The organism is Dyadobacter tibetensis Y620-1, assembly GCF_000566685.1.
Lineage (GTDB): Bacteria > Bacteroidota > Bacteroidia > Cytophagales > Spirosomataceae > Dyadobacter > Dyadobacter tibetensis.
The window spans coordinates 57,021-80,678 of sequence record NZ_AZQN01000002.1 but is presented as its reverse complement, the minus strand read 5'-3'; the positions used below and the strand labels follow the sequence as shown (position 1 = coordinate 80,678).

Annotated in this window: 19 protein-coding genes; 13 read left to right on the top strand and 6 right to left on the bottom strand. The window is 45.3% G+C overall.

Annotated elements, in window-relative coordinates; all coding sequences use genetic code 11:
* The 3 genes from X939_RS0103965 (at window position 1) to rodA (ending at window position 4,922) form a co-directional block, all read left to right on the top strand.
* Window positions 1-1,581, top strand: a complete 1,581-nt coding sequence (locus X939_RS0103965) for an NFACT RNA binding domain-containing protein (RefSeq protein WP_025761970.1) — start codon at window positions 1-3, stop codon at window positions 1,579-1,581.
* Window positions 1,582-1,738: 157 nt separating this feature from the next.
* Window positions 1,739-3,604 carry a penicillin-binding protein 2 gene (gene mrdA / locus X939_RS0103960; RefSeq protein WP_025761969.1) on the top strand — a complete coding sequence of 622 codons (1,866 nt, stop codon included), beginning with the start codon at window positions 1,739-1,741 and terminating at the stop codon, window positions 3,602-3,604.
* Between the two features lie 34 nt (window positions 3,605-3,638).
* Window positions 3,639-4,922, top strand: coding sequence for a rod shape-determining protein RodA (rodA, locus tag X939_RS0103955; RefSeq protein WP_025761968.1), 1,284 nt, complete (start codon window positions 3,639-3,641; stop codon window positions 4,920-4,922).
* 54 nt (window positions 4,923-4,976) lie between these two features.
* On the opposite strand, the gene X939_RS0103950 is transcribed toward rodA, so the two are convergent.
* Complete coding sequence (locus X939_RS0103950) at window positions 4,977-5,357, bottom strand: DUF423 domain-containing protein (protein ID WP_025761967.1); 381 nt, start codon at window positions 5,355-5,357, stop codon at window positions 4,977-4,979.
* 190 nt (window positions 5,358-5,547) lie between these two features.
* Between X939_RS0103950 and X939_RS0103945 the strand changes: the two genes are divergently transcribed.
* A complete protein-coding gene (locus X939_RS0103945; RefSeq protein WP_025761966.1) occupies window positions 5,548-6,612 on the top strand; it encodes a glycosyltransferase family 9 protein in 1,065 nt (354 codons plus the stop codon).
* A gap of 31 nt (window positions 6,613-6,643) precedes the next feature.
* Here X939_RS0103945 and X939_RS0103940 read toward each other — a convergent pair whose 3' ends face one another.
* Complete coding sequence (locus tag X939_RS0103940) at window positions 6,644-7,306, bottom strand: YggS family pyridoxal phosphate-dependent enzyme (RefSeq protein WP_025761965.1); 663 nt, start codon at window positions 7,304-7,306, stop codon at window positions 6,644-6,646.
* A 139-nt stretch (window positions 7,307-7,445) separates the two neighbouring features.
* Here X939_RS0103940 and X939_RS0103935 point away from each other — a divergent pair, with 139 nt between their 5' ends.
* The 4 genes from X939_RS0103935 to rplI all read left to right on the top strand — a co-directional run bounded on the left by X939_RS0103935 (window position 7,446) and on the right by rplI (window position 9,615).
* Window positions 7,446-8,387, top strand: a complete 942-nt coding sequence (locus X939_RS0103935) for a DUF8428 domain-containing protein (protein ID WP_025761964.1) — start codon at window positions 7,446-7,448, stop codon at window positions 8,385-8,387.
* 125 nt (window positions 8,388-8,512) lie between these two features.
* Window positions 8,513-8,887, top strand: a complete 375-nt coding sequence (gene rpsF / locus X939_RS0103930; protein WP_025761963.1) for a 30S ribosomal protein S6 — start codon at window positions 8,513-8,515, stop codon at window positions 8,885-8,887.
* 3 nt (window positions 8,888-8,890) lie between these two features.
* On the top strand, window positions 8,891-9,142 hold the full coding sequence (gene rpsR / locus X939_RS0103925; protein WP_025761962.1) for a 30S ribosomal protein S18: 252 nt from the start codon (window positions 8,891-8,893) through the stop codon (window positions 9,140-9,142).
* A gap of 17 nt (window positions 9,143-9,159) precedes the next feature.
* Window positions 9,160-9,615 (top strand): 50S ribosomal protein L9, encoded by a 456-nt coding sequence (rplI, locus tag X939_RS0103920; protein WP_025761961.1) that lies wholly within the window; start codon window positions 9,160-9,162, stop codon window positions 9,613-9,615.
* Window positions 9,616-9,689: 74 nt separating this feature from the next.
* Here rplI and lysM read toward each other — a convergent pair whose 3' ends face one another.
* On the bottom strand, window positions 9,690-10,145 hold the full coding sequence (lysM, locus tag X939_RS0103915; protein WP_025761960.1) for a peptidoglycan-binding protein LysM: 456 nt from the start codon (window positions 10,143-10,145) through the stop codon (window positions 9,690-9,692).
* 227 nt (window positions 10,146-10,372) lie between these two features.
* On the opposite strand from lysM, the gene X939_RS0103910 reads away from it, so the two are divergent.
* Window positions 10,373-12,010 (top strand): glycerol-3-phosphate dehydrogenase/oxidase, encoded by a 1,638-nt coding sequence (locus X939_RS0103910; protein ID WP_025761959.1) that lies wholly within the window; start codon window positions 10,373-10,375, stop codon window positions 12,008-12,010.
* Between the two features lie 46 nt (window positions 12,011-12,056).
* On the top strand, window positions 12,057-13,109 hold the full coding sequence (locus X939_RS0103905; RefSeq protein WP_025761958.1) for a beta-ketoacyl synthase chain length factor: 1,053 nt from the start codon (window positions 12,057-12,059) through the stop codon (window positions 13,107-13,109).
* Between the two features lie 17 nt (window positions 13,110-13,126).
* Here the strand turns inward: X939_RS0103905 and X939_RS0103900 are convergent, their stop codons facing one another.
* The 3 genes from X939_RS0103900 to X939_RS0103890 form a co-directional block, all read right to left on the bottom strand.
* On the bottom strand, window positions 13,127-14,374 hold the full coding sequence (locus X939_RS0103900) for an NAD(P)/FAD-dependent oxidoreductase (RefSeq protein WP_025761957.1): 1,248 nt from the start codon (window positions 14,372-14,374) through the stop codon (window positions 13,127-13,129).
* Window positions 14,375-14,376: 2 nt separating this feature from the next.
* Entirely contained in the window at window positions 14,377-15,906 is a 1,530-nt protein-coding gene (locus X939_RS0103895; protein ID WP_025761956.1) for a phytoene desaturase family protein, read from the bottom strand.
* Between the two features lie 93 nt (window positions 15,907-15,999).
* Window positions 16,000-19,833: a 1-acyl-sn-glycerol-3-phosphate acyltransferase gene (locus X939_RS0103890; protein WP_025761955.1), complete on the bottom strand. Its 3,834-nt coding sequence runs from the start codon at window positions 19,831-19,833 to the stop codon at window positions 16,000-16,002.
* A gap of 151 nt (window positions 19,834-19,984) precedes the next feature.
* Between X939_RS0103890 and flxA the strand changes: the two genes are divergently transcribed.
* From flxA to X939_RS0103875, 3 genes are read left to right on the top strand one after another with little or no spacing between them, the layout of a single operon-like run.
* Window positions 19,985-21,514, top strand: a complete 1,530-nt coding sequence (flxA, locus tag X939_RS0103885) for a flexirubin biosynthesis tyrosine ammonia-lyase FlxA (RefSeq protein ID WP_025761954.1) — start codon at window positions 19,985-19,987, stop codon at window positions 21,512-21,514.
* Window positions 21,511-22,242 carry a flexirubin biosynthesis SDR family reductase FlxB gene (gene flxB, locus X939_RS0103880; RefSeq protein ID WP_025761953.1) on the top strand — a complete coding sequence of 244 codons (732 nt, stop codon included), beginning with the start codon at window positions 21,511-21,513 and terminating at the stop codon, window positions 22,240-22,242. Before flxA ends, flxB begins: the two co-directional genes overlap by 4 nt.
* Before the next feature lie 2 nt (window positions 22,243-22,244).
* Window positions 22,245-23,468, top strand: a complete 1,224-nt coding sequence (locus X939_RS0103875) for a beta-ketoacyl-[acyl-carrier-protein] synthase family protein (protein WP_025761952.1) — start codon at window positions 22,245-22,247, stop codon at window positions 23,466-23,468.
* The last annotated feature ends 190 nt before the right edge of the window (window positions 23,469-23,658 follow it).

The following is a 23,658-nucleotide window of genomic DNA, read 5'->3' as shown; positions in this document are numbered from 1 at the left end:
TTGCACCAAAACTATTATTTTTTAAAAAAACTAGCCCCCCGATTACATCAGCATTTGGCGGGGTATTATTTTATTGAGGCTTTTAGCCAGGAAAAAAATGAGTTGCTAATCGTTTTTGATTCTTTGCCGCCAGGAGAATCACTAAGTGCTCCATTTTTTATTAAGTTAACCTTGAGGCCCGACTTTTCATGTCTGAGTTTTCCGGAAAAGTTCGACCGGGCCCGGCGGAATAGTGTGAACCTATTTACTGAATTTGAAGGCCAAAAGCTTCAGAAGGCACGGGTATGTCTTAATGAACGAGCCATTCGTCTGGACTTTGAATCAGGAGTCGTTCTGGTCTTAAAAATGTTTGGAAACCGCTCCAATCTGATCGGTTTTGATGAAAGTGAAAACGTCACCAGCTTGTTTAATAATAAGTTGATTGCTGATCAGGAAGTTGCTCTAAGTAACCTGGATCGCCCCCTTGATCAGTCTTTCGAGGCATATCTGGAAGCAGATATGGACCATAAAGTCCTGTTTCCCACATTCGGGAAATTAATTAATTCAGTTTTGACCTTACGACTTCAGGGGCTCACCAGCCCTGAGCAGAAATGGGCGCAAATACAATCGCTGTTAGAGGACCTTGATCGGGATCAGTATTATCTGAGCACATTGGACCTCAATCCTACCTTGTCTTTATTGCCCCTTGGAGAACAACCCCAGATTATAGCAGACCCTGTAGAGGCCCTTAACCAATTTTATCTACGGCAAGTACGCCTGAATGGAATTGAAAAGGAAAAAGGAGAGATCATCAGGATTCTTCGTAAACGGATTACCCAGACTGAAAACTACCTGGAAAATACGTTTAACAAATTGGTGAAACTGGAAAGTGCAGTCAAAAATGAAGAGATTGGCCATATAATCATGGCTAATCTGCATGCCATTCCTGCCCGGGCTGAATCTGTGGAATTATACGACTTTTATCGAGACAAGAATATAATTGTCAAATTAAAAAAAGACTATAGTCCCCAAAAAAATGCCGAAGGCTACTATCGGAAAGCCAAAAATGAAAAAATTGAACTGGAAAAGTTGAATGATAGTATCACGGTAAGGCAGGCAGCACTAGAAGAATTAAAAATGCACCTCTCCGTTATTGAAGGTATAGAGCAATTGCGGGAGTTAAGGGCTTATATCAAAAATCAGCAACTCACGGGAAGCAAGGCCAATATGACGGAAGAAGTTGCCCTATTTAAAAAGCTGGATTTTATGGGCTTTACTATACTTGTCGGGAGAAATGCGAAAAATAACGACCTGTTAACAAAACAGTATGCCTTCAAGGAGGATATGTGGCTGCATGCACGTGATGTGTCAGGAAGTCATGTGGTAATCAAATACCAGCCAGGGAAAAACTTTCCGGACCTGGTAATTGAACGTGCCGCAGAAATTGCCGCATTTTATTCCAAAAGAAAAAATGAGTCGCTTTGTCCTGTAATCGTTACGCCGAAAAAATTCGTTAGGAAGCCGAAAGGTCTGCCCGACGGGGCTGTGGTAGTTGATAAAGAAAGGGTCGTAATGGTAGTTCCAAGGTCCGAAAAGGCTTAACCTCTCCAGCGGCTACGACCATTATACAGGGAAATATTGGATGGATTAGCAATAAATATAAACATAGAAAACATATTCAGGTGACGAAGCCGCAGATAAGTTTGTTGTTATTAGGTAATTGGTTTAATTTTGGAAGAATTGGAATAGTTAGTGCAGAATGCTTGAAAATCGTCGCTTTGTCATCATAGGATTTTTTGCTTTAATAGGATTAATATACCTGTTACGGCTGTTTTACTTACAGGTTTTAGACGAAAGCTATTCCATTGAGTCCTCTAGTAACTCCATAAAAAGGGTAATTGAAATCCCTTTCAGAGGACAGATTCATGATCGCAATGGAAAGCTGATCGTTTATAATACCCCCGTTTACGATTTGGTTGTAACGCCTAACAAGGCTAAAGTAGCCGATACCTTGCGCTTTTGTAAGGTGCTGGGGTTGGAGCGTTCTGAGTTTGACAGCCTGATGCAGGCGGCAAGCTCCTATAGCCGGAACAAACCTTCGTTATTTCTGAGGCAGCTCTCAAAGGAAGATTTTGCCTCCATTCAAGATATTATGGTGGATTATTCCGGTTTCGAGTTCGTTAAAAGCTCATTAAGGACCTATACAGCCCCAACCTTAGCGAACACTTTAGGCTATGTAAGTGAGATTACCGGAGGCCAGCTTGAGAAACAGGAAGTGAAATATTACCGACAAGGGGACTATATCGGCCAAAATGGAATAGAAAAAATATATGAAGAGCAACTTCGGGGGCGACGGGGAATTAAGTTTGTGATGCAGAATGTAAATGGTGTTTACAAGGGCCCATGGAAGGGGGGAATCCTGGATACCATGGCTGTCGCTGGCGAAAATTTATATACCGGGCTAGATCTGGATCTTCAGCAATATGCCGATAGCCTCATGATCAATAAGGTAGGGAGTGTGGTGGCCATTGAGCCTAAGACCGGGCAGATTCTGGCCATGGTCAGTGCGCCTTCTTACGACCCTAATATTCTAGCAAGTCGCTATTTCTCCAAAAATTTTGCTGCACTGGCACGTAATCCATACAAACCGCTATTTAACCGGGCCGTTATGGCGAGTTACAGGCCAGGATCTACTTTCAAATTAATACAGGCACTGGTAGGCCTTCAGGAAGGCGTTATTTCACCATCCAGTGGTTTCTCTCATGCTGGCTCGCCCATCAAATGTCATAATCACCCCTATACGGGTACGGTCTCCATGGGCGTAACCCACTCCTGTAACCCTTATTTTTATAATGTATTCAGAAGGATTGTCTATAATAATGATATAAAAAATACCTATAAGGCATCGGCATATGGCCTTGAACGGTGGTATGATTATGTAAGTAAATTTGGTATAGGCCAGCGCCTGGGTGTAGATGTATCTAGCGAGTATAAGGGGAATCTGCCCAACAAAAAATACTATGACAAAATCATAGGAGAGGGGCGATGGAAATTTTCTAATATCTATTCTCTGAGTATCGGAGAAGGGGAGCTTTTGATTACTCCCATCAAAATGGCAAATGTGGCTGCTATTATCGCTAATCGAGGTTATTTTTATACGCCTCATGTGGTGGCCGGGGTGGGAGAGAGCAGAAGAATTGACACGACCTTTACCAATCGTCGTGAAACGGGTATTGCCCCACATCATTTCGATCCGGTGATCCAGGGAATGATTGGAGCCGTAGAGTCAGGAACAGCTCGGCGCTCAAGGGTAGAGGGGATATCCATTGCTGGCAAGACAGGGACGTCACAAAATAGGGTGGGAGACGACCATTCCATTTTTATCGCCTTCGCACCCGCCGATAATCCTAAGATAGCCATAGCGGTATTTGTGGAATATGCAGGAGCAGGAGGCTCCGCCGCGGCTCCCATAGCCAACCTGGTGATAGAAAAATATTTAAGAGGTACCATTTCTAATAAGGCACTGGAAACGAGAATGCTTCAGGCAAACTTTATAAATAAGGTGATTTTGCCGGGCCCTCCTAAGAAACCTGTTTCCAAAGACACGACGAGAAAGAAACCATAAAATTTAATTTTAACACCGAAATTATTTCCCCCTTATGGCTGAAAGCAAGCCGATGACGAAAAATGTGGATTGGGTAGTACTGCTCATCTATATTGCCTGCCTTTTTATAGGTTGGGTGAATATTTATGCTGCAGTTTATAATCCTGAAACGCAAACCAGCATGTTCGACTTAAACAATAATGCTGGTAAGCAGCTGATGTGGATCGGGACAGCGGCACTGCTGATCATTTGTATCCTGGTGATCGACTATAAGTTCTACGAAACTTTCTCATTTGTCATATATGCCATTATCATTGTCCTGCTCATTCTGGTATTATTTGCGGGTTCCAATATCAATGGTTCTCGTTCCTGGATTAAGATTGGCGCTTTTTCCCTGCAACCGGCCGAGTTTTCTAAATTTGCCATTAGTCTGGCCATCGCAAAATATCTCAGTGATCCGGCCATTAGCCTCACCCGGAAGTTGAAGGACTATTATCCCATCATAGGCATAATCGGTTTGCCAGCCTTGCTCATTTTGATGTCCAACGAAACTGGTTCTATGCTCGTTTTTGCCTCATTTGCGGTGGTACTCTACCGGGAGGGCATGCCGGGAATCATTCCTGCTATTGGTATGATTCTGGCCGCTTTACTGATCATTACCCTGCTCTTCGCCAAATGGTATATAGCTGCGGTGATCGTTTTTATTGCCGCTGTTGTCATATGGATGATGCCTACCCTTACGCGCAGAAACGGCGGACTCATGGCCACTGTCCTGATCTCCGGACTAATGATCGGCTTCGTATTTGGAGTAGATTTTTTTATGAATAATGTCCTGCAAAAACACCAGAGAGGCCGGATTATGGTCTTGTTGGATCCGGATTCCGATCCTCGTGGCGACGGCTGGAATGTAATTCAATCTAAGATTGCTATTGGTTCGGGCGGGTTCAGCGGGAAAGGATTTCTGGAAGGTACTCAAACGAAGTTCGACTTCGTGCCCGAGCAAAGTACCGACTTTATTTTCTGCACAGTAGGAGAGGAACATGGATTTATAGGCACTCTAATCGTAGTTTCACTATTTGTAGTGCTGATCTGCCGGCTGGTAATATTAGCTGAACGACAGCGGAGCCGATTTGCCAGAGTGTATGGGTATTGTGTCGCCGGGATCATCTTTTTCCATTTTATGATTAATGTCGGCATGACCATTGGGCTGATGCCCGTCATTGGAATCCCCCTTCCTTTTTTCAGTTATGGAGGTTCTTCTCTTTGGTCCTTCTCCATACTACTCTTCGTGTTTTTGAAAATTGACGCCCAGCGCCCCTTCACCCTTTCCAGGGGGTAAGGAGCTTGGATAATCCCCGGGCCTGCGGGCAGCCCCCCTGGCCCGGGGCTAAGATCAGGCCAGTTTAGAAGCTGCCAAGACCAGTAAGATCCAGCCTGCAATCAGCAAAAGTCCACCTATGGGGGCTACTGCTCCAAATTTGGTAATTCCGGTAAAACAGATGGTATATAGGGAACCTGAAAAAATAATGATTCCGGCAATCATGGCATGCCCCGACCATCCTAGCATACGCGTAGCCTCAGGGCTAGCCCGTTGAACCAGAAGTCCAATCAGGAGTAAGGCAAGTGCATGATAAAACTGATATTTTACTGCGGTTTCAAATGTCTCGCTCCGTCCGGAGGCCGCTAACATGGCCTTAAATGCATGAGCTCCAAATGCCCCCAGGGCTACTGCCAATGCCCCTAATAGCCCCCCGGCTTGAATTAAAAATTTCATAGTTTTTGATACGGTTTATAATTTAAGGCCTTCTATTTGTTAAAATAAGCTGGATTTTCCTGACGAATAGTTAATCTTTGCACTGCATTCGGCCAGGCGTATGGCTCATGGGTAAAATTAGTCTGCACCTCATAGGCTTCCTAATGTATCACTTAAGTTTTTTTTACGATCGATCGACAAACGGTACATAATGACAATACAACGCTTCACACAACTTTGGACCCATCGATACTATAAGTACACCCATAAGCTGAAAGCCATCTGGTTAGGCTACCGCGCTTTCCTGGAATTTTGGATTTTCAAGCGTTTCCGATTGTATGGAAGGCCCCTGATCGCCATCATCCGAACGGAGCATTTTGGTGATATTGTGGCTGCAGAGCCGATCTCCCGATTGGTTCGTGAGCGGTATCCCAAGGCTCATATTGTCTGGTTTGTCAAGCCGTCGTTTACAGAACTAGTCCTGTATAACCCTAATATAGACCAGGTCTACAAGGAGTTTTGTGTTACCCAGCGGACCGTGTTACTAGGAACTGGCATCTTCGATCAGGTTTTTGAACTGCAGTTTCGAAATAATAATGAATGTCCCAAATGTCAGTTGTTTCGCGAAAATCCTGTGGCCGTAAAAAGGGATATACATGTAGGCAATTACTTTGCCTTTGGCAATTTATTACAGGTATTTGCCCAATGTGGAGGACTACTGCAAAATGGTGATATTTTCCCTATAGACGACCAGCCTCGCCTGGCCTTACAACCCAGACATCTTAAGAAGGCGGAGGCTCTGAAACTGCCGACCACCTTTATTGCCATACATTGCCAGTCCAATTATGCCCCTAAAGACTGGCCTGCCGATCGGTGGAATCAACTGGTTTTATGGATTTTGGATCATTACCCGGTACAAATCGTGGAAATAGGACTGAAAAGTAATCTGAGCATACCTTCGGAGCGGTATACCAATCTCACGGGTAAGCTATCTATTATGGAAACTGCGGCGGTAATAGGCCGCGCAGCGGGTTTTATAGGGTTGGACAGTGGTCCTTCTCACCTAGCCAACGCCTTGGGTGTTCCGGGATTTATCCTCATGGGAGCACTTAATAATTTCAAAGATTATAACCCGTATTCTGGTAATTACGGCACAGAACGAAATGCTACTCTGATTAAGGAAGCCGGGCTGCCCTGTGCCGCAATGTCTTTCGAATATGTAAAAGATAAGGTACAAAAAAATCTGGATCGGGTCATCACCGCAAACATGCCATAGGTTCCGGCTTCGCCGATCCATTTGATATTCGTTATCTATGTCCGAAAATAGCGCTGCCAATGCGAACCATGGTGCTGCCCTCTTCGATGGCCAGAAGATAGTCTCCACTCATGCCCATGGATAATTCTTTCATCTGCATATTTTGGGTCTCCTGCTTCTTCAGTTCTTCGAAAAGTAATCTTAGCGAACGGAATTCAGCACGAACTTTTTCTTGGTTATCGGTATGGGTCGCCATACCCATCAGGCCAATAACCCGGATATGAGCTAGGTTTTGAAAATCTGAAGATAATAATAGCTGATAGGTCTCTTCGGCCGACAATCCAAATTTCGTCTCCTCATCAGCAATATATATTTGGAGCAGACAGTCGATGACTCTGTTATTTTTTTTTGCTTCCTTATCTATGGTTTGAAGAAGCTTTAAACTGTCTACCCCGTGAATAAGACTCACGAATGGGGCCATATATTTAACCTTATTAGACTGTAAATGGCCGATCATATGCCATTCTATATCCTTGGGTAAGGACTCATATTTGCTGCACATTTCCTGAACTTTATTTTCGCCAAAACGTTTGAAACCGGAGTCGTAGGCTTCCTGTAAGTCGGAGAGGGGTTTGGTCTTGGTTACTGCCACCAATTTGGTGTTTTCCCCAAGTTCTGAACATATTTGTGCAATATTATTCGCGATGTTAGGCATTAAAATTCTGGTAATTTTATGATTAATAGATTTTTATAATTGTACTTTTGCTCATTAGTATAGTTTTTAACGAGCTATATTTTTCAAATTAAAGAAAACATACTTCTTTTACCAGTATAAAATCTAAATAAACCATTGTATGGATTATAACCAGGAACAGAAACAAGACCGAAAAACCCTTTTGTGGGCTGCGTTAGCGGTTTTGCTTATCCTTAATTTAGTACTTGTGTATTTCATTTATCATGAAAAACAGGAGAATAATGTAAAGGATGAAATCATCACCGCTAAAACGGAAGAGGTACTACTTATCAAAACCAAACTGGATTCTATCTCTGTGGAACTGGATAACCGCATTGCTGAAATTCAGCAACTCGGTGGAAGTGTAGATTCCTTGGTAGCAATAAAAAACCAGCTGGAACGCGACAAGAGAGAATTGAAAAATGTCGCATCCTTCTCAGCATCCAGTTATGATAAAAAAATCAAGTCGTATGAGTCGGTCCTGAAACAAAAGGATATGGAGATTAGTCAGCTTAAGGAGCAGCTCGGTATTATAACCTCGGAGAAAATGGAACTTACCGAAAAACTGTCGGGACTTGAAGCGGCTCAGCAGCAGCTGGCCGACTCCATTACCTCCTATTCGGTGCAGAATAGGGAGCTTAAAGAAAAGGTGAATATAGCCTCCGCCCTGCGCGCCGAGAATATTGAAATCAATGCTTTGTCCTCTAAGGGCAAGGAGCGGGATGGCGGAAAGTATAAGTCCAAACGTATTGATAAACTGAAAGTGAGCTTTAAACTGGCGAAAAATGCGGTGGCCAAGCAAAATCAGAAAGAGGTCTATATGCGTATTCTGGATCCGGACGGGGCTGTGCTTTCCGATATGGCCACAGGTTCGGGTACCTTCGCCTATGGGGGTCAGGATGTGATCTATAGCTCCAAGGAGACCGTCGCCTTTAACAACACAGGTCAAAATGTAGATATTTATTATGGCCGTGGGGGTATTCCTATGAAAGCAGGAAAATATGTTATAGAAATCTATAGTGAAGGTTTCAAGATAGGAGAGGCCGATTTCCAGGTAAAATAAACTGATATCCAGGAAAATAGAAGTTAGGGCTTGGAAATTCATTTTCTAAGCCCTATTTTTGCACCCTCATTTCCGTTTTCTGGGAGTGGGGAATACATAATATTTAACAAATAATCAATTACCGTATGTCTAAGCATTATGAAACGGTGTTCATTCTAACTCCCATCTTGTCTGAGGCCCAGGCAAGGGACGCCGTTGAAAAATTCAGTACGATTATCACTCAGAATGGTGGTACCATGGTACATGAAGAAAACTGGGGATTGCGCAAGCTGGCCTACCCTATCCAAAAGAAAAACTCAGGCTTTTATCAAATTTTCGAATACTCATCTGAAGAAGGTGGAGTAGTTGACGTTTTGGAGACTGAATTCCGTCGTGATGAGCGTGTATTACGTTTCTTGACTATTGCTCTTGATAAGCATGCATTGGCTTATAACGATAAGAAGCGCAAGGGTCTTGTTGGTAGAAAGAAAGAAGTAGCAACCGAAACTAAAGAAGCTTAAGTTATGTCACTAGTGAACGAACCGGTTGAAAAGAACATCAACCGCAAAAAATATTGCCGTTTCAAAAAGTCCGGTATCAAGTATATTGATTACAAAAACCCCGATTTCCTTTTGAAGTTGGTGAATGAGCAGGGAAAAATTCTTCCTCGTCGTCTTACCGGAACAAGCTTGAAATATCAGCGCAAAGTATCCCAAGCAATTAAAAGAGCACGTCATTTGGCTTTAATGCCATTCGTTGCTGATCAATTGAAATAATTAGAAAGAGCACGAAAATGGAAATCATATTATTGACAGATATCGCCGGAGTAGGTTACAAAAACGATATCGTAGCTGTGAAAGCAGGATACGGTCGTAACTACCTTATTCCCCAGGGTTTTGCATTATTGGCCAACGACTCCAATCGCAAAATTGTCGCAGAAAACGTACGTCAGGCGTCTCATAAAGCGGAGAAACTGAAAAAAGATGCTGAAGATATCGCTGCAGCCATCGGAGATTTGGTTATCGAAATCCGTACTGTTGTAGGTGAAAGTGGCCGTATTTTCGGTCGCGTAACCAACACACAGGTTGCTGACATCTTAAAGTCGAAAGGTTTTGATATCGATCGTAAGAAAATTACGGTTGATGACGTAAAATCAATCGGAAGTTATACCGCTACTATCGATCTTCATAAAGAAGTGAAACATACCGTAGCAGTGAACGTAATGGCTTCTGAAGAAAACAATCAGTAGTGATTCGAATACATAAAAAAGGAGCTGGCTCATTTGAGTCAGCTCCTTTTTTATGTATCTGCCCGATCCGTTTACTATAGGGCAGGTATGCGAAGAACTTGTCCCGGATATATTTTGTCAGGGTGTGTTAGCATGGGCTTATTAGCCTCAAAGATTACAGGGTATTTCATGGCATCACCGTACACGGTCTTGGCGATCTTCGAAAGGGTATCTCCCTTTTCAACCGTATGGAAGGTAGCTTCAGGTGCAGGAGTAGCCACCTGCAGCAGGTTATTTACTACCTGAACCCCTTCTACGTTCCCTACTGCCAGGGATATTTTTTCTGAGTCCTCCTGAGCAGCTACTTCGCCTTCGAGGGTTACAGTATCTCCGGTCGTTTTTACAGTTAATGCATTATAGGGTAGTCCCAAGGATTTTACATGTGCCAAAAGGGCACTGGCACGTAATGGCTCCGTCTCAGGAGTAGGAGTGGCTTCTTCTTTTTTGAAAACTTTGTCGCCTACACCTTTTAAAAATGATAATAATCCCATGTTGTGTGAATGTTATTTAAAAGAATTAACTGATTTGTATAATTCAAAAGTAAACCTATTTTCGAATTTTCCTATTCTAGGACTGAAAAAGATGGTATACGTCACCGGATATGGCCTATTTATTAAATGAAATAAGCTCTCTGCCTTTATTTTTGAGATAATCAGCAGATACTCTTGACGGATTCGTATTTTTGCCTCACTCAGTAGCCAACATACCATTCCTGAACATGAATAGAGACCTAGCCCTCGGAAAGTTAAAAACCGAATCCTTTGATATATGTATAATTGGCGGCGGGGCCAGTGGGGCCGGCTGTGCTTTAGATGCCGTATTAAGGGGCTATAAGGTCGCCCTGATTGATGAACAGGATTTTGCCAGTCAGACCTCCTCCCGCTCAACAAAACTTATTCATGGCGGGGTACGTTACCTGGAGCAAGCGTTTAAAAAATTAGACTTTGGCCAGTTGAAGCAGGTTCGCCATGGTCTGCAGGAAAGGCATATTGTCCTTAGCCTTGCGCCTCATCTGGCACGTCCACTCCCCCTGCTTACTCCGGTAGGCTCCTGGATTGAAGGGCTTTATTTTACCATCGGACTTAAACTGTACGACCAGTTCGCCGCCAAGGATAGCCTGCCCAAAAGCAGATGGTTAAATAAAAAGGAGGTACTGGAAAAGATGCCAACCCTGAACCGATCTAAATTGCACAGTGCCGTGCTTTATTATGACGGGCAGCTCGACGATGCCCGCTATTGCCTGGCAATGGTCCGCGCCGCAGCCCAGGCAGGGGCCGTAGTCGCCAACTATATCGGCTTGCAAGACTTCGACAAAGATGACAAGGGAAAAATAACCGGCTTACTGATTGCCGATTCCCTAACCGGGGAGCGGTCAGGAATAAATAGTAAGCTGGTAATAAATTGTACCGGACCCTATGCCGATCGAGTTCGGTTGCTGGCAAATACACAATTGACACCCCGTATGCGGCCCAGCAAGGGAGTTCACATCTCCTTACCAGCGGCCACACTCAAAAGTAATCATGCCCTGCTAATCCCTAAAACCAGTGATGGGCGGGTCGTTTTCGCCATTCCTTTTGAAGGAGGAACCATGCTCGGAACTACAGACACTGAATATCAGGCCCTGGAGGAAGAACCCTGCTTAACCAAGGAGGAAAAAATGTACCTGGCCGATACGCTTAATCCCTATCTAGAGAAGCCTATTGCTTTGGATGACATCAAAGCGGGTTTTGGAGGTTTACGTCCGCTGTTAAATGGTGATGGAGCCAAATCTACCAAGAGTCTGGTGCGCGACCATGAAGTAGAAGTAGAGCCCGTTTCCGGGCTGATTAGCCTGCTGGGAGGGAAGTGGACCACTTATAGGCTTATGGCGAAGGATACCATCGACGAGGTCGACCGGCTGATGGGGGAGTTCCGACCCTGTACAACCGAAACGCATATACTTACCGGCGGAGTAGGGTATCGATATGATCTCTGGAAACAGGTAAGCGCCCGTTATGGTCTGGATACGGAGATGAGCCAGCATCTGCTTTCAAAATATGGAAGTCTGGCCATGGAAGTGGCAGAGCTGACCTTAATCAATTCCGAATGGAAACATAGGATTCATAAAGACTACCCCTATTGTGCGGCGGAAGTTATCTACGGGGTACGTAAGGAAATGGTCCTGACGCTTAGGGACTTCCTGGCTCGCCGGACCCGGTTAGAAATTATGGACTGGGATGCCTGCCTGCTTGCCATACCGTACGTAGCTGACCTGATGGCCTCAGAACTGAACTGGACTGAGCAACAAAAGAATACTAATGTCGAGGAATACAGCTCTTTACTAGAGAATTATAAGATCCAGGCTGGGGTGATATAGGAGTGACAGAGGGGGATAATGATGGTATGAGAAATTTATTCTTAAGATGGTTTATATAAACGACACGATTTGCATATCCGCTCAGCGAACCACGGAGTCGGATTTTTTTAGTTCTTTTCCCCTCAACCTAAAGGGGAACAGATTTTTTGCCATAGAACCGAATTATATGGGCCTGATCCCCTCCAGCCAGCTCCGACGAATGGGAAGAGCCCTTCGCATGGGGGTAGGAGCCGGCCTAACCCTTGCCGGCCGCTGGTCCCATATGGACGGGATCATTCTGGCTACTGCCAATGGGGGGCTCGACGACTGCCTGAAATTTCTGAACCAGATTGTAGATTATGCGGAAGGTACGCTCACCCCAACCAACTTTGTGCAGAGCACCCCTAATGCCGTGGCCGGAAGCCTGGCCCTGATCACTAAAACAACTGGTTATAATATCACCCATGTCCATCATGGACTCGCCTTCGAAAATGCGCTTCAGGATGCAGCCTTACGACTGGATTTGGGCGAAAGCAAACGATTATTGCTGGGTGCTGTGGATGAAATATCGGACTATAATTATAATATAGATTGGCTGAAAGGTTCTTATAAAAAGGAACCCGTAGATAGCCAGCATTTGCTAGATTCGGCAACAAAGGGGACCGTTTGCGGAGAAGGAGCCACTTGGTTTGTGCTGGAACAGGAAAAAAGCGAACAATCCCTGGCACAAATAGCAGATGTGCAGGCTACCAGCTATATGAACTCCGAAGGTCCCCAGCAATGGATTTTAGACTTTCTGCGGAAAAACCAAATGACTGTTCATGATTTGGATGCCATTATTTTGGGTTTCAACGGGGATCAGCGTACCGATACGAGTTACCAGCAGGTATATGATGAGTTGTTCGCAGGAAAGTTACTAATCTGTTATAAACAGTGGACAGGGGAATATCCTACCGCTGTGGCATTTGGAACCTGGCTGGGCGTTCAGCTCCTCAAAGAGGGGCGACTACCCGAAGCTTTTATTAGAAATGGTGAACTGAATTCTCCTTGCCGGCACATCCTGATCTATAATCAATATCAGGGTTTTCAACATGGCTTACAACTTTTGAAGGCTGTATAGGTAAGGGTAGGAGAACCCTAGGCTTCTGGATTTTGGTTAAGGCTTTCTTTCATTTTTATGACCTTAGCCAGAGTAGCTAAAATTGTATCGTGTTTTTTGACAAAAGGATTGGACAGATCCCATACGTAGCCGGCCAGGACGGAACAGATTTGCTTTTTAAATCCCTGGTCTATCTCACTGGCAAAAACAATGCGTTGAAAGTCTCCGTTATACCAGCCAGTCACATAGCTGCGAAAGACCTCCAGTCCCGATTGTACCTGTTCTTCATAGTCTTTTTGCCAATCCACATTTTCACCCTGAAACATCCTATGTGTCAGTTTGGCCGCCCTCAGTCCGGAAGAAGTGGCGAAAGTAACTCCAGAAGAAAATATTGGATCCAGAAATTCGGTGCTGTTGCCCGCAAGTACGAAGCCTTCCCCCCACATGCGGCTAACTCCTATAGAATAGCCCAGCATTACCTTGGGGGGAAAGACTAATGGTGCCTGGGAAAATCTCCCCTGAAGATCTTCAAAATTTTGAATTCTTTCCAGATACCCTTTTCCCTGATCCATTGCCAGCCTTTCCGTCGTTTTCTGATCGCTGACGATGCCCACCGAAGTGGTTCCATCCGAAAATGGAATGGCCCAGAGCCAGGCCTCAAAATCGTTAAAGGCATGTACAAAAATGTTCTGGCTCTCGTCCAGAGAGCGCTTTTGGTCTACCACATGCGCAAACACCGCTCCACGTGGTTGAAAATTGGAAGGTTTGTTCAGATTAAATAAGCGAGGCAGTACCCGGCCATAACCGCTGGCATCTATAAGGAAGCGAGCTCTGGCCTGTTGCGTGATTCCCTGCCCGTCCCTATAAGTAACTTTCTGTTCCGTAGGGCTACAGAATACCTGCTCCACCGTACAATTATAGTGTATGTCTACACCTTTTTGCCGGGTCGCCTCGGCAAGCGCCAGGTCAAATTCGGCCCTTTTTACCTGCCAGGTCCAGGTCCAACCCTGGGTAAATTGTTCTGAAAAATAAAACTCACATCGCTGACTCCCCTTCATAAACGCCGCTCCGGTTTTCTTCTGAAAGCCCAACTGTGAAACCGCTTCCAGAAGCTCCGTCTCCTGTAGATGATCCATACAACATGGCAATAAGCTCTCTCCAATCTGAAAACGTGGGAAGGTATCTCTTTCCAGAATACATACCTTATATCCTTGGTTGGCAAGATAAGAGGCGGCTACGGTGCCCGCAGGTCCGGCACCGATGATCAGGACATCAATTTCTACCATGATTAAGCATTTTTAACTTGACCTATTAGTTTTTCCTTGTCTGCAAATGAAAAGCAGGTTACAAAGGCACTTACGGTTACTCCTAATATTCCGTGCAGAGAAATGTTCTGACCGGTAAGATATAAGTTGGGTATCTTAGTTTTGGTGTTAATCTGCGTACTATTAGGGTGCTGCGAATTTTTCCGTATGCCATAAAGGCTACCATCTTTATTGCCCAGATAGTCCCTGAAAGTGAGGGGGGTAGCACTGTGTACGGCTAGTATTTTCTCTCGGATATTCGGGAAGACGGTTTCAATATATTGAAGGACCCGTTCTTCCTTTTGCTTTTTAAAATTGCGGTAACTTTCCCCCCGATCCCCCTGATCGGCCACAGTCCGGAAGCTATCTGCCCATGGCTCGGTCTCTGCGCTGTCCATATAAGTCATTACCGTCATAGAATCAGCATATTCGGGATGCCTTCCGGATATTGGTGTGCAAATGAAATAACTCTCGGGCCATGTCTCCGATCTGGGGGTGGTGGCCTCCCATACATCCTCCTGATGATGTTGGTAAATATTATAATTGAGATAGGGGAAGGTCCCTTTCTTAAAGGAAATATGTACCAGGAAAGTGGAAATGCTATTGGGCAGGGACTTAACCCGATTTTTGTATATTTTAAGAAACCGGTCCTCACCAAAAATATCGATAGTCACCGCCGGATGAGTATTAGATATGAAGTGATGGCCCTTTATTTCACTTCCGTCTTTTAGCAGTACACTCTGGACGGCGCCATTATCATGATATTTAGCGCCAACAACCTCCTGTCGCTTTTTTATGGTGCCACCCATTTCCCTTATACGTCTGCTCAGCAGAATGGCGATTTGGGAACCCCCGTCGATTAACTTATAGGCGCCCGTCAGATAGCTGTTGAGAATAAGTGCATGTACATAAAAGGGGGTCGTTTCCTTATAGCCTGCATACAGCAGGTTGGAGCCGGCCAGAACATTCCGCAAACGTACATTGCCCGTAAGGCTGGCAATATAATCATGGGCATTCAGCTCCAGTAGTTCATTATTCAGTTGGTAATTCTTTCCTCCCGACCGTAGGTTATAAAGAGGAAAGTAAGCACAGATCTCTTTGATTTTCGAACAATATTGAGCTATGGCTTCTTTTTCCTCAGGAAAATACTCCACGAGCTTTTTTTGAAAATTTTCATAGCCCTGAGCATAGCAATAGCGACTCCCATCTGCGAAGCGAATCACATCGAAACAGTCCTCATCGAGTCTATGTAGCTTCAGTTCATCCAGTATTTTGAAATATTTAAAAAACTGATATAAATTTTCACCAGGATCCATACTTCCCAAGTAGTGTACCCCTGTATCGAAGATAGATTTCTCCCTACTGTATACCTGTAAATTTCCTCCGATCTGGTGATTCTTCTCCAATACAATAACCGACTTTCCCTCGGCGGCCAGGATATATGCACAGGATAAGCCTCCCAGGCCGCTGCCTACGATAACAAAATCATATGTCCTGGATTCTATATCTTCCATCTTTCGGAGAATTTCCCCTGGTTAGGTATTTTGTTGTAATGCGACCCAATATACTTTATTACCCTTTAGTACTTCAAATTTTTACAAAAATAGTTAGTAACTGGCTCGTTTTAGGGTAAAAAGAACATTCGACGTCTTCTCAGAATGTCTTTTTACTTTCAATTCCATTTTATGCGCCAATGCAAATCGGGCAATTTCATCGGAGTGAAAGAAATGGAAATCCTCTTTTTTCTTATTAAAATTGAAGAGGCCCGTGGAAAGTTTTTCCGTCAGTCGCGTATTTTTATGAAGCGCTGAAAAATCAGTCACCCCGTCCCGGATAAAAAGCATTCCTTCATTTGAAAGTGCTGCTGCACACCGCGACAGTAAAAGAGTCTGTTTTTCGGCCGAGAGATAATGCAGCACGTCATTAAGGAAAATAACATCCTGCTCTCCAAGATCCTGTTGCATGATATCGCCATTAACAAATTGTAACCGCTCCGTCTTATTATAAGCATGTTCTGCAATGCTTATTTTTTCCGCATCGTAATCGATGCCGGTTACAAAACGGTCAGGATCCTTATAATGAAGATAAAAGGATAGGTAACCATATCCACAGCCTATGTCAAGGATTCGTTTTCTGCTGCCTATTTCCTGATGGTACTGCTCGAAATTTTCAGCCTCCAACTGCCATTTAATTTTGAAGTACCACTCGAGTACTGGCCCCTTAAAGACGTAATTGGTAAAGATCCGATGCTTTAAGTACCGGGGTGTTTCCATCTCCTGAGTAAAGGCATGATGGGCAGATTTGAAGTAAGTGGAGATGTTTTTGGTCTTATCCCTCAGCTGCTGGCCCCAGATAGGGTCCTGAATATCGATGGGAGGCAGCACCCGTACGTTTAAGGCGCCTTTTTGTATCACAAAATCGTTTTTGGGTAATACTTCCGAAGCCCCATGGATGAGGATGGGTTGCACGGGGACCCCCAGCTCCATGGCCAGCAGGAAGGCTCCTTTGTGAAATCGCGCTATTCTGCCGTCCGGAGATCGGGTACCTTCAGGAAATAACAAGATAGAATAGCCATCTGCAATAAGTTTCCGGGCATCAGCCAGATTTTTTTCCGGACCATTCTCAGCATGCATATAACCGGCATAGCGGATCAGTGGACCGAAAAATGGAGAGTTGTATACCCAGCCTTTGACCATCAATACCATCCTGGGATTGATCATAATGGTGAGCAATATATCCAGAAAGGAGCTATGGTTTGCAATGAAGATGGCCGGTTTTTCAGGATTTATATGAGCCAGTCCACTGATATTTTTACGGACATGTGGGCCCGAGTAGATAACTGTTCTGGCGTAGAAGGATAGAGCCCCATTCATTAAATTGCGTTTCTTAATTCTGCTGATCGGCAAAAGGGCAATGGTCACCAGATGCGAATGCATGATGAGGCAGCCTACCAGAAAATAGGTGAAGCTGCTGACGCTGATCAGAAAAGGGAGAAAGGTTACCGGTGCCTTGCCTTTATCTATTCGATTTTGTATGAAAATGTGAAACAGAACCGGTTGCACTACGAAAGACATGAGCAAAATACAGGTGATCCCCAGCATACTAATCAAGGCAATGCTGTGAATTGCGGGATGTTTTGCAAATATAAGACAACCTGTTCCCAGGAGGGTGGTAAACCCGGAGAGCAAGATGGCACTCCGGTAGGAGGCAAGGCTATTTCGACGGTATTGATATTTCTGCAGCAAACCATTGCTCACAAAGATGCTGAAGTCGTCGCCCAACCCGAATATAAAGGTGGTCACCACGACATTGACAAAATTGAATTCGATGCCTAGTAAAGCCGCCATGCCCAATATCCATATCCAGCTAATAACCATAGGCAAAAAGGTGAGCAAGGCCAGTTCTATACGTCCAAAAACAAGGAGTAGCGTGATAAATACTACTGAAGCCGAGAGGGCCAGAAGGTAGTTAAAGTCGTCTTTTACCAGGGTTACCAGTTCAGAAGCTAATTCCCCACGATCGAATACTACAATTCCTTCCAGGCTCCTGAGTCGCTCCTTAACGCCGGCTACGGACGTATTGGGCAGGGTGATAGGAGTAATATAGGTTGTTTTCGTTGCTTCGGTATTTACCAGATTGCCCATCCCGATTCGTTCCAAAAGGGCATGTGGGTGCCCGGTGGTATCGCTCCGGTTTAACCAGCTCTCGAACCCCTCAAAAGCATCTGGTTCAAAACCCTGCTGGGACGCCTGTTGCCTTAGAAGGCTTATGGTCTCCTGTTTTTTTTCCGGGGTCCAGTATGTTTCCCAGCGTTGCGTACGTAACCTGTGAGTCGGCTGGGGAATCACCCAGGCAGCGGCGGAGAGAAAGTTACCTACCATTCCCTTCGACTGAAGGTTAGTCAAAAGCTGATAGGCTCGAAAATTGGCCTCGGCGGCTTTTTGCTGGTCTGCGTTTTCGGCAAAAACATAGATACGTTTCTCCTTAGAAGGATCGAGGCCTGTCAGCTGTGCTTCCCGGCTTTGAAGTCCTTCGTCCTGAAGGCTAAGGTTTTCAAACTGACTATCGAATCGGATATTTTGGGCGTGATATAAGAAAAATAAAGTAGCCAAGAAAATAAAGCCCAAGGTCATGAAGGGATATCGATTCCAAACGGGGCTAAGGCCTGGGAGCCTGGGTGCTCCCTTGGAAGTGTGGTCCCATTTAAGTCCCCAACTATGAATCAGCACGGGCAGGGCGACAAGAGTAAAGAGGGCAGCTCCAAAAAGCCCCAAAGAAGCGAACAGTCCGAAATCTTGTAATACGCTTGAGTTGGCAAATAGCAGTGCACCAAAGGCTAGAAGGGTGGTAAAGCTCCCGGTGAGCAAGGGTGCACTTATGTCGTTCAGGACTCGGGAAATCGATCTTTCATGCTGATAATGCGTAAAGAAATGAATGGCATAGTCCAGGAGTATTCCGAAAATTGCGGCCCCTGTGGCCAGGGAGAGGCCTGACACTTCGGGACGGAAGAAACCGATCATCCCCAGGGCAAATAAGGCCCCGAAAGCACCGGGAAGGGCGAGCAAAAGAGGAATTCCGATTTTTCTATAATACCAGTATAATAGGGAAAGGATCAGACCCAGAGATAATAGGGCAGTGAGGTAGCTGTCGGTTTTAATCTGCTTGGCGTTGCGAGCCGATATTTCGAATGTGCCGAAATACTGCAATGGCTGGTCGGGATACCGGAGGTTCCACCGTTCTTTGAATGCATCCAGCTCCTCAGAAAGAAGTAGATCTTGTCGGGAGTCTCCGGAAGGATAGGCCGTATTGGCCAGCACCATGACTTGTCGGCCATCGGCACTAAGCAGAAGTCCGTCCTCTACCGTCAGGTTAGATCTGTTATTGGTTTTATTAAGCTGCTGAAAATAGGGACTGCTGAGCCCAAGAGGATCGTCGAGGAGAAAGGATTTTACAAAGCCTCCCCCAGGAGCCAGTAGTTGCTGGCGGACCTTTGCCACTGTATTGCCAATCGAATCAGGATGTGTGCGGTGGTCGAACACCGCATAATAGCTACTGTCGATAAGCACCGCGAAATTCTGCCGACTCCATTGGTAGATGATCTGCTGTGCATCTGGGTGTGATTCGGAGATATGGGTGATTCGGGAAAAGGTCTGTAGGCTGTCGGCCAGCTCCATCACCCTCTCTTCCGTTTCATAAAGATCCTGCCCAGGTGCTCTTTCTAAGGAAAATACAATTTGATTGATGAAGTTTTTACTTTCAACCAAACGGTTAAATTCCTGAAAAGATTTACCCTTCGGCAGGGTGGCAAAAATGCTTTCAGATATGCGGAGGCGGGAGACTCCATAGCCCAGAATCCCGGTTATTATGGCTAGGCTTATATAAAAAGCACCTTTGTTTCGGATCAGGAGTGCATTTAACTTAACGAATAGTTCTCCGGGCATGTATGGTAGTAGTCGAGCGTTCGCCGCAAAATTAAGCAAATGTATTAGCCTTGCCAAGTTATTGGCTAAGCCACTCCAATGAGCCATTGGTTTGACAAACCGACAAAAAAACCTTTATTTTACGCCATATTTTTAACTCTCGAAATAATTAATGAATTATATTTCACTGGCTCATATTGAGCGGTATGCCATTCATAAGCAAGAAGTTGTTCTGAAGGAAGATGCATTAGAGAAGGTCTCTCAATCTTTTCAGTTTCTAACCGATTTTTCTAAAGACAAGATTATTTATGGAATCAATACCGGCTTCGGGCCTATGGCACAGTTCCGTATCGAGACTGATAAGCTGAATAGTCTGCAGTACAATCTGATTCGAAGCCATGCCAGTGGAATGGGCAAGCCATTGGATGAAGTGTATGCCCGCAGCGTAATGGTAGCGCGCTTAAATGCCTTTTTACAGGGAAATTCGGGGGTAAGCACGGCGGTTATCCATCAGTTGATCCTGTTTTTAAATCATGGCATTGTGCCCGAGATCTTCGAACATGGTAGTGTTGGAGCGAGTGGTGATCTGGTACAGCTTTCGCATTTAGGACTGAATCTGATTGGCGAGGGGCATGTTTATTATGGTGGTCTGCGCCGGCCTACGAGTCAGGTATTGGACATGTTGGATATAAAACCCCTACGCATGCAACTGAGAGATGGGTTGGGGTTGATCAATGGCACCTCCTGTATGACGGGCATTGCCGCCGTCAACCTGATTTATGCACATCGGTTAACCACTTGGGGTATAGCGGCTTCGGCCTTGTTAAATGAAGTGATTGAAGCCTTCGACGACTCGTTTTCGCTACAGCTCAATGCCGTAAAACTCCATGAAGGGCAGCGAATGGTGGCGGAGAAAATGAGGGCATTTGTAGCTGGCAGCCAAATGATACGCAATCGGGAGGAGTTATTTAAAGATGACTCTGCCCTACAAAAAAGAGAATTTGAGAGAAAAATACAGGAATATTATTCTATTCGATGCGTACCGCAGGTAATAGGGCCGGTACTGGATACCCTGAACTATGCTCAGTTGGTGGTTGAAAACGAACTGAACTCGACCAATGATAATCCGATAGTCAATCCGGAAGAAAATAATGTGTACCATGGGGGCAATTTTCATGGAGATTATATCTCCCTGGAAATGGATAAGCTTAAACTGGTGCTTACCAAGCTTACCATGTTGATGGAGCGACAGCTGAATTTTTTAATGAATAGCAAGCTCAACAACCGATTTCCGCCCTTTCTAAACGCTGGAACCTGGGGGTTAAATTTTGGTTTTCAAGGGGTGCAGTTTACGGCCACGTCTACCACTGCCGAAAATCAGGCGCTATGTGGATCGATGTATGTACACAGTATTCCAAATAATAATGATAATCAGGATATTGTTAGCATGGGAACCAACAGTGCCGTGATGGCCAGGCAGGTGCTGGAAAACGGTTACCAGGTTATGGCGATCCACCTGATGGCCCTCTGCCAGGCCATAGACCTACTTTCGGAGGCCGAAAGAGAGCGACTGTCCCCCAAAGCCAGGGAGGTTTACAGCCTCATTAGAACCAAGGCCTCCTTTGTGCTGGAAGATGTACCACAGGCTGAAGCCATAGCCTCTGTCTGTGTATTATTGAAAGAAACCCATTTTGAATTATGAAGTGTGCTTTAGTTACCGGTGCATCCCGGGGGATAGGAAGGGCCATAGCCCTGCAACTGTCTCAGGATCACCAGTTATATATTTTGGTAAATTATGCCAGCAATCAGGAAGCTGCTGAAGAAACCCTGAGACTCATCAGAGCAGAAGGAGGAGACGGGGAGTTGCTGCCTTTTCGTGTACAGAATAAGGTGGAGGTAGATCAGGCCCTTAACGATTGGAAAACGGGTAATCCTGAAAAAAATATACAGGTTCTGGTGAATAACGCAGGGGTGACCCGAGATGGGCTTTTTATGTGGATGTCGGAGCAGGATTGGGATGAGGTCATGGACATTTCTACCAAAGGGCTTTTCAATGTCACCCAGAATGCCATCCAGGAGATGCTGCGCAAAAGGTCGGGTAGGATAGTCAATATTGCTTCCGTTTCGGGTATGAAGGGTGTGGCGGGACAGACCAATTATTCTGCTGCCAAAGGTGCTATCGTAGCCGCTACCAAGGCCCTGGCACAGGAAGTTGCCAAGCGCAAGATCACCGTGAATGCCGTGGCTCCGGGTTTTATCAGCAGTGATATGACCAGTGAGCTAAACGAAGCCGAATTGAAACAAATGATTCCGGTCAACCGTTTTGGCCGGGCAGATGAGGTAGCCCATTTGGTAAGTTTTTTAGTATCAGATAAGGCCGCTTATATTACCGGAGAAGTAATTAATATCAACGGAGGGATATATTCATAATCATGAGCAAGCGCGTAGTAGTAACAGGAATGGGAATCTATTCCTGCCTGGGAACGAGCATCGATCAGGTAAGAGATTCCTTGTATAAAGGTGAAAGTGGCATCATTTTCGATCCAATCAGGAAAGCTTATGGCTATCGGTCTGCCCTGACGGGCATGGTAGCCCGCCCCGACCTCAAACCCCTTCTCTCGCGTCGGCAACGTATGGGCATGCATGAGCCTGCCGAATATGCTTATATGTCCACTCATCAGGCGCTCCTTCAGGCCGGGTTGGATGTGGATTTTCTGGAAACCACAGAAACAGGGATCATTTTTGGCAACGACAGCACCGCCGCCTCCGTCGTCGAAGCTTCGGACAAGGTGCGTGAAAAGAAGGATACGACCTTGATTGGCAGTGGGGCTATTTTTCAGAATATGAATAGCACTGTCAATATGAATCTGTCCACCATCCTTAAACTCCGGGGGATCAATTTTACCCTGAGTGCCGCCTGCGCCTCAGGCTCTCATGCCATAGGGATGGGTTATCTTATGATCAGCCAAGGTCTTCAGGACAGGGTGATTTGCGGAGGGGCTCAGGAGATTAACCAGGAGGCTATGTCCAGTTTCGATGGCCTGGGGACATTTTCGGTACGAGAGTCGGACCCCGGCAAAGCCTCCCGACCCTTCGATCGAGACCGGGATGGGCTTATTCCCAGCGGGGGAGCTGCAACGGTGATTCTGGAGTCCTATGATGAGGCCATCCGTAGGGGGGCACCTATTCTCGCTGAGGTGGTGGGTTATGGCTTTTCCTCCAATGGGGAACATATTTCTAACCCCAATATAGAGGGTCAGGTACGTGCCATGCGTATGGCGATGCGAGCCAACGCCATCCGAACCGACCAGATCGACTATATCAATGCGCATGCAACCTCCACGGCCGTGGGGGATAGTAGCGAGGCTAGAGCCATTTACGAGTTATTTGGAGGAAATGTTCCGGTGAGTTCCACCAAGTCCATGACCGGGCACGAGTGTTGGATGGCAGGAGCCAGCGAGATCGTCTATTCTATATTGATGATGCAAAACGATTTTATTGCTCCTAATATCAATTTCGAAAATCCAGACGAAGACTCTGCTCGTATTAATATTATCGGTCAGACCGTTCAGCGAAAGTTCGATTGTTTCCTGTCCAATAGCTTTGGCTTTGGCGGAACCAATTCGGCGCTCATTCTCAGGAAACCGGGTGAATAAAGCGTTTATACCGGAAATGTTTATGTGAACGGTATAAAAAGTAGGATTAGAAAATTGTAAATTTGTTGGAAGCTAAGCAGCCGGCTTCGGGAAGATGAGTTGATTGTTGTCTTTTGAAGAGAATTAGAAGGATTAATCCAGAAAACTTGGGAAGGACTTAGAACTATCAGTCAGAATAAATTAATTTTGT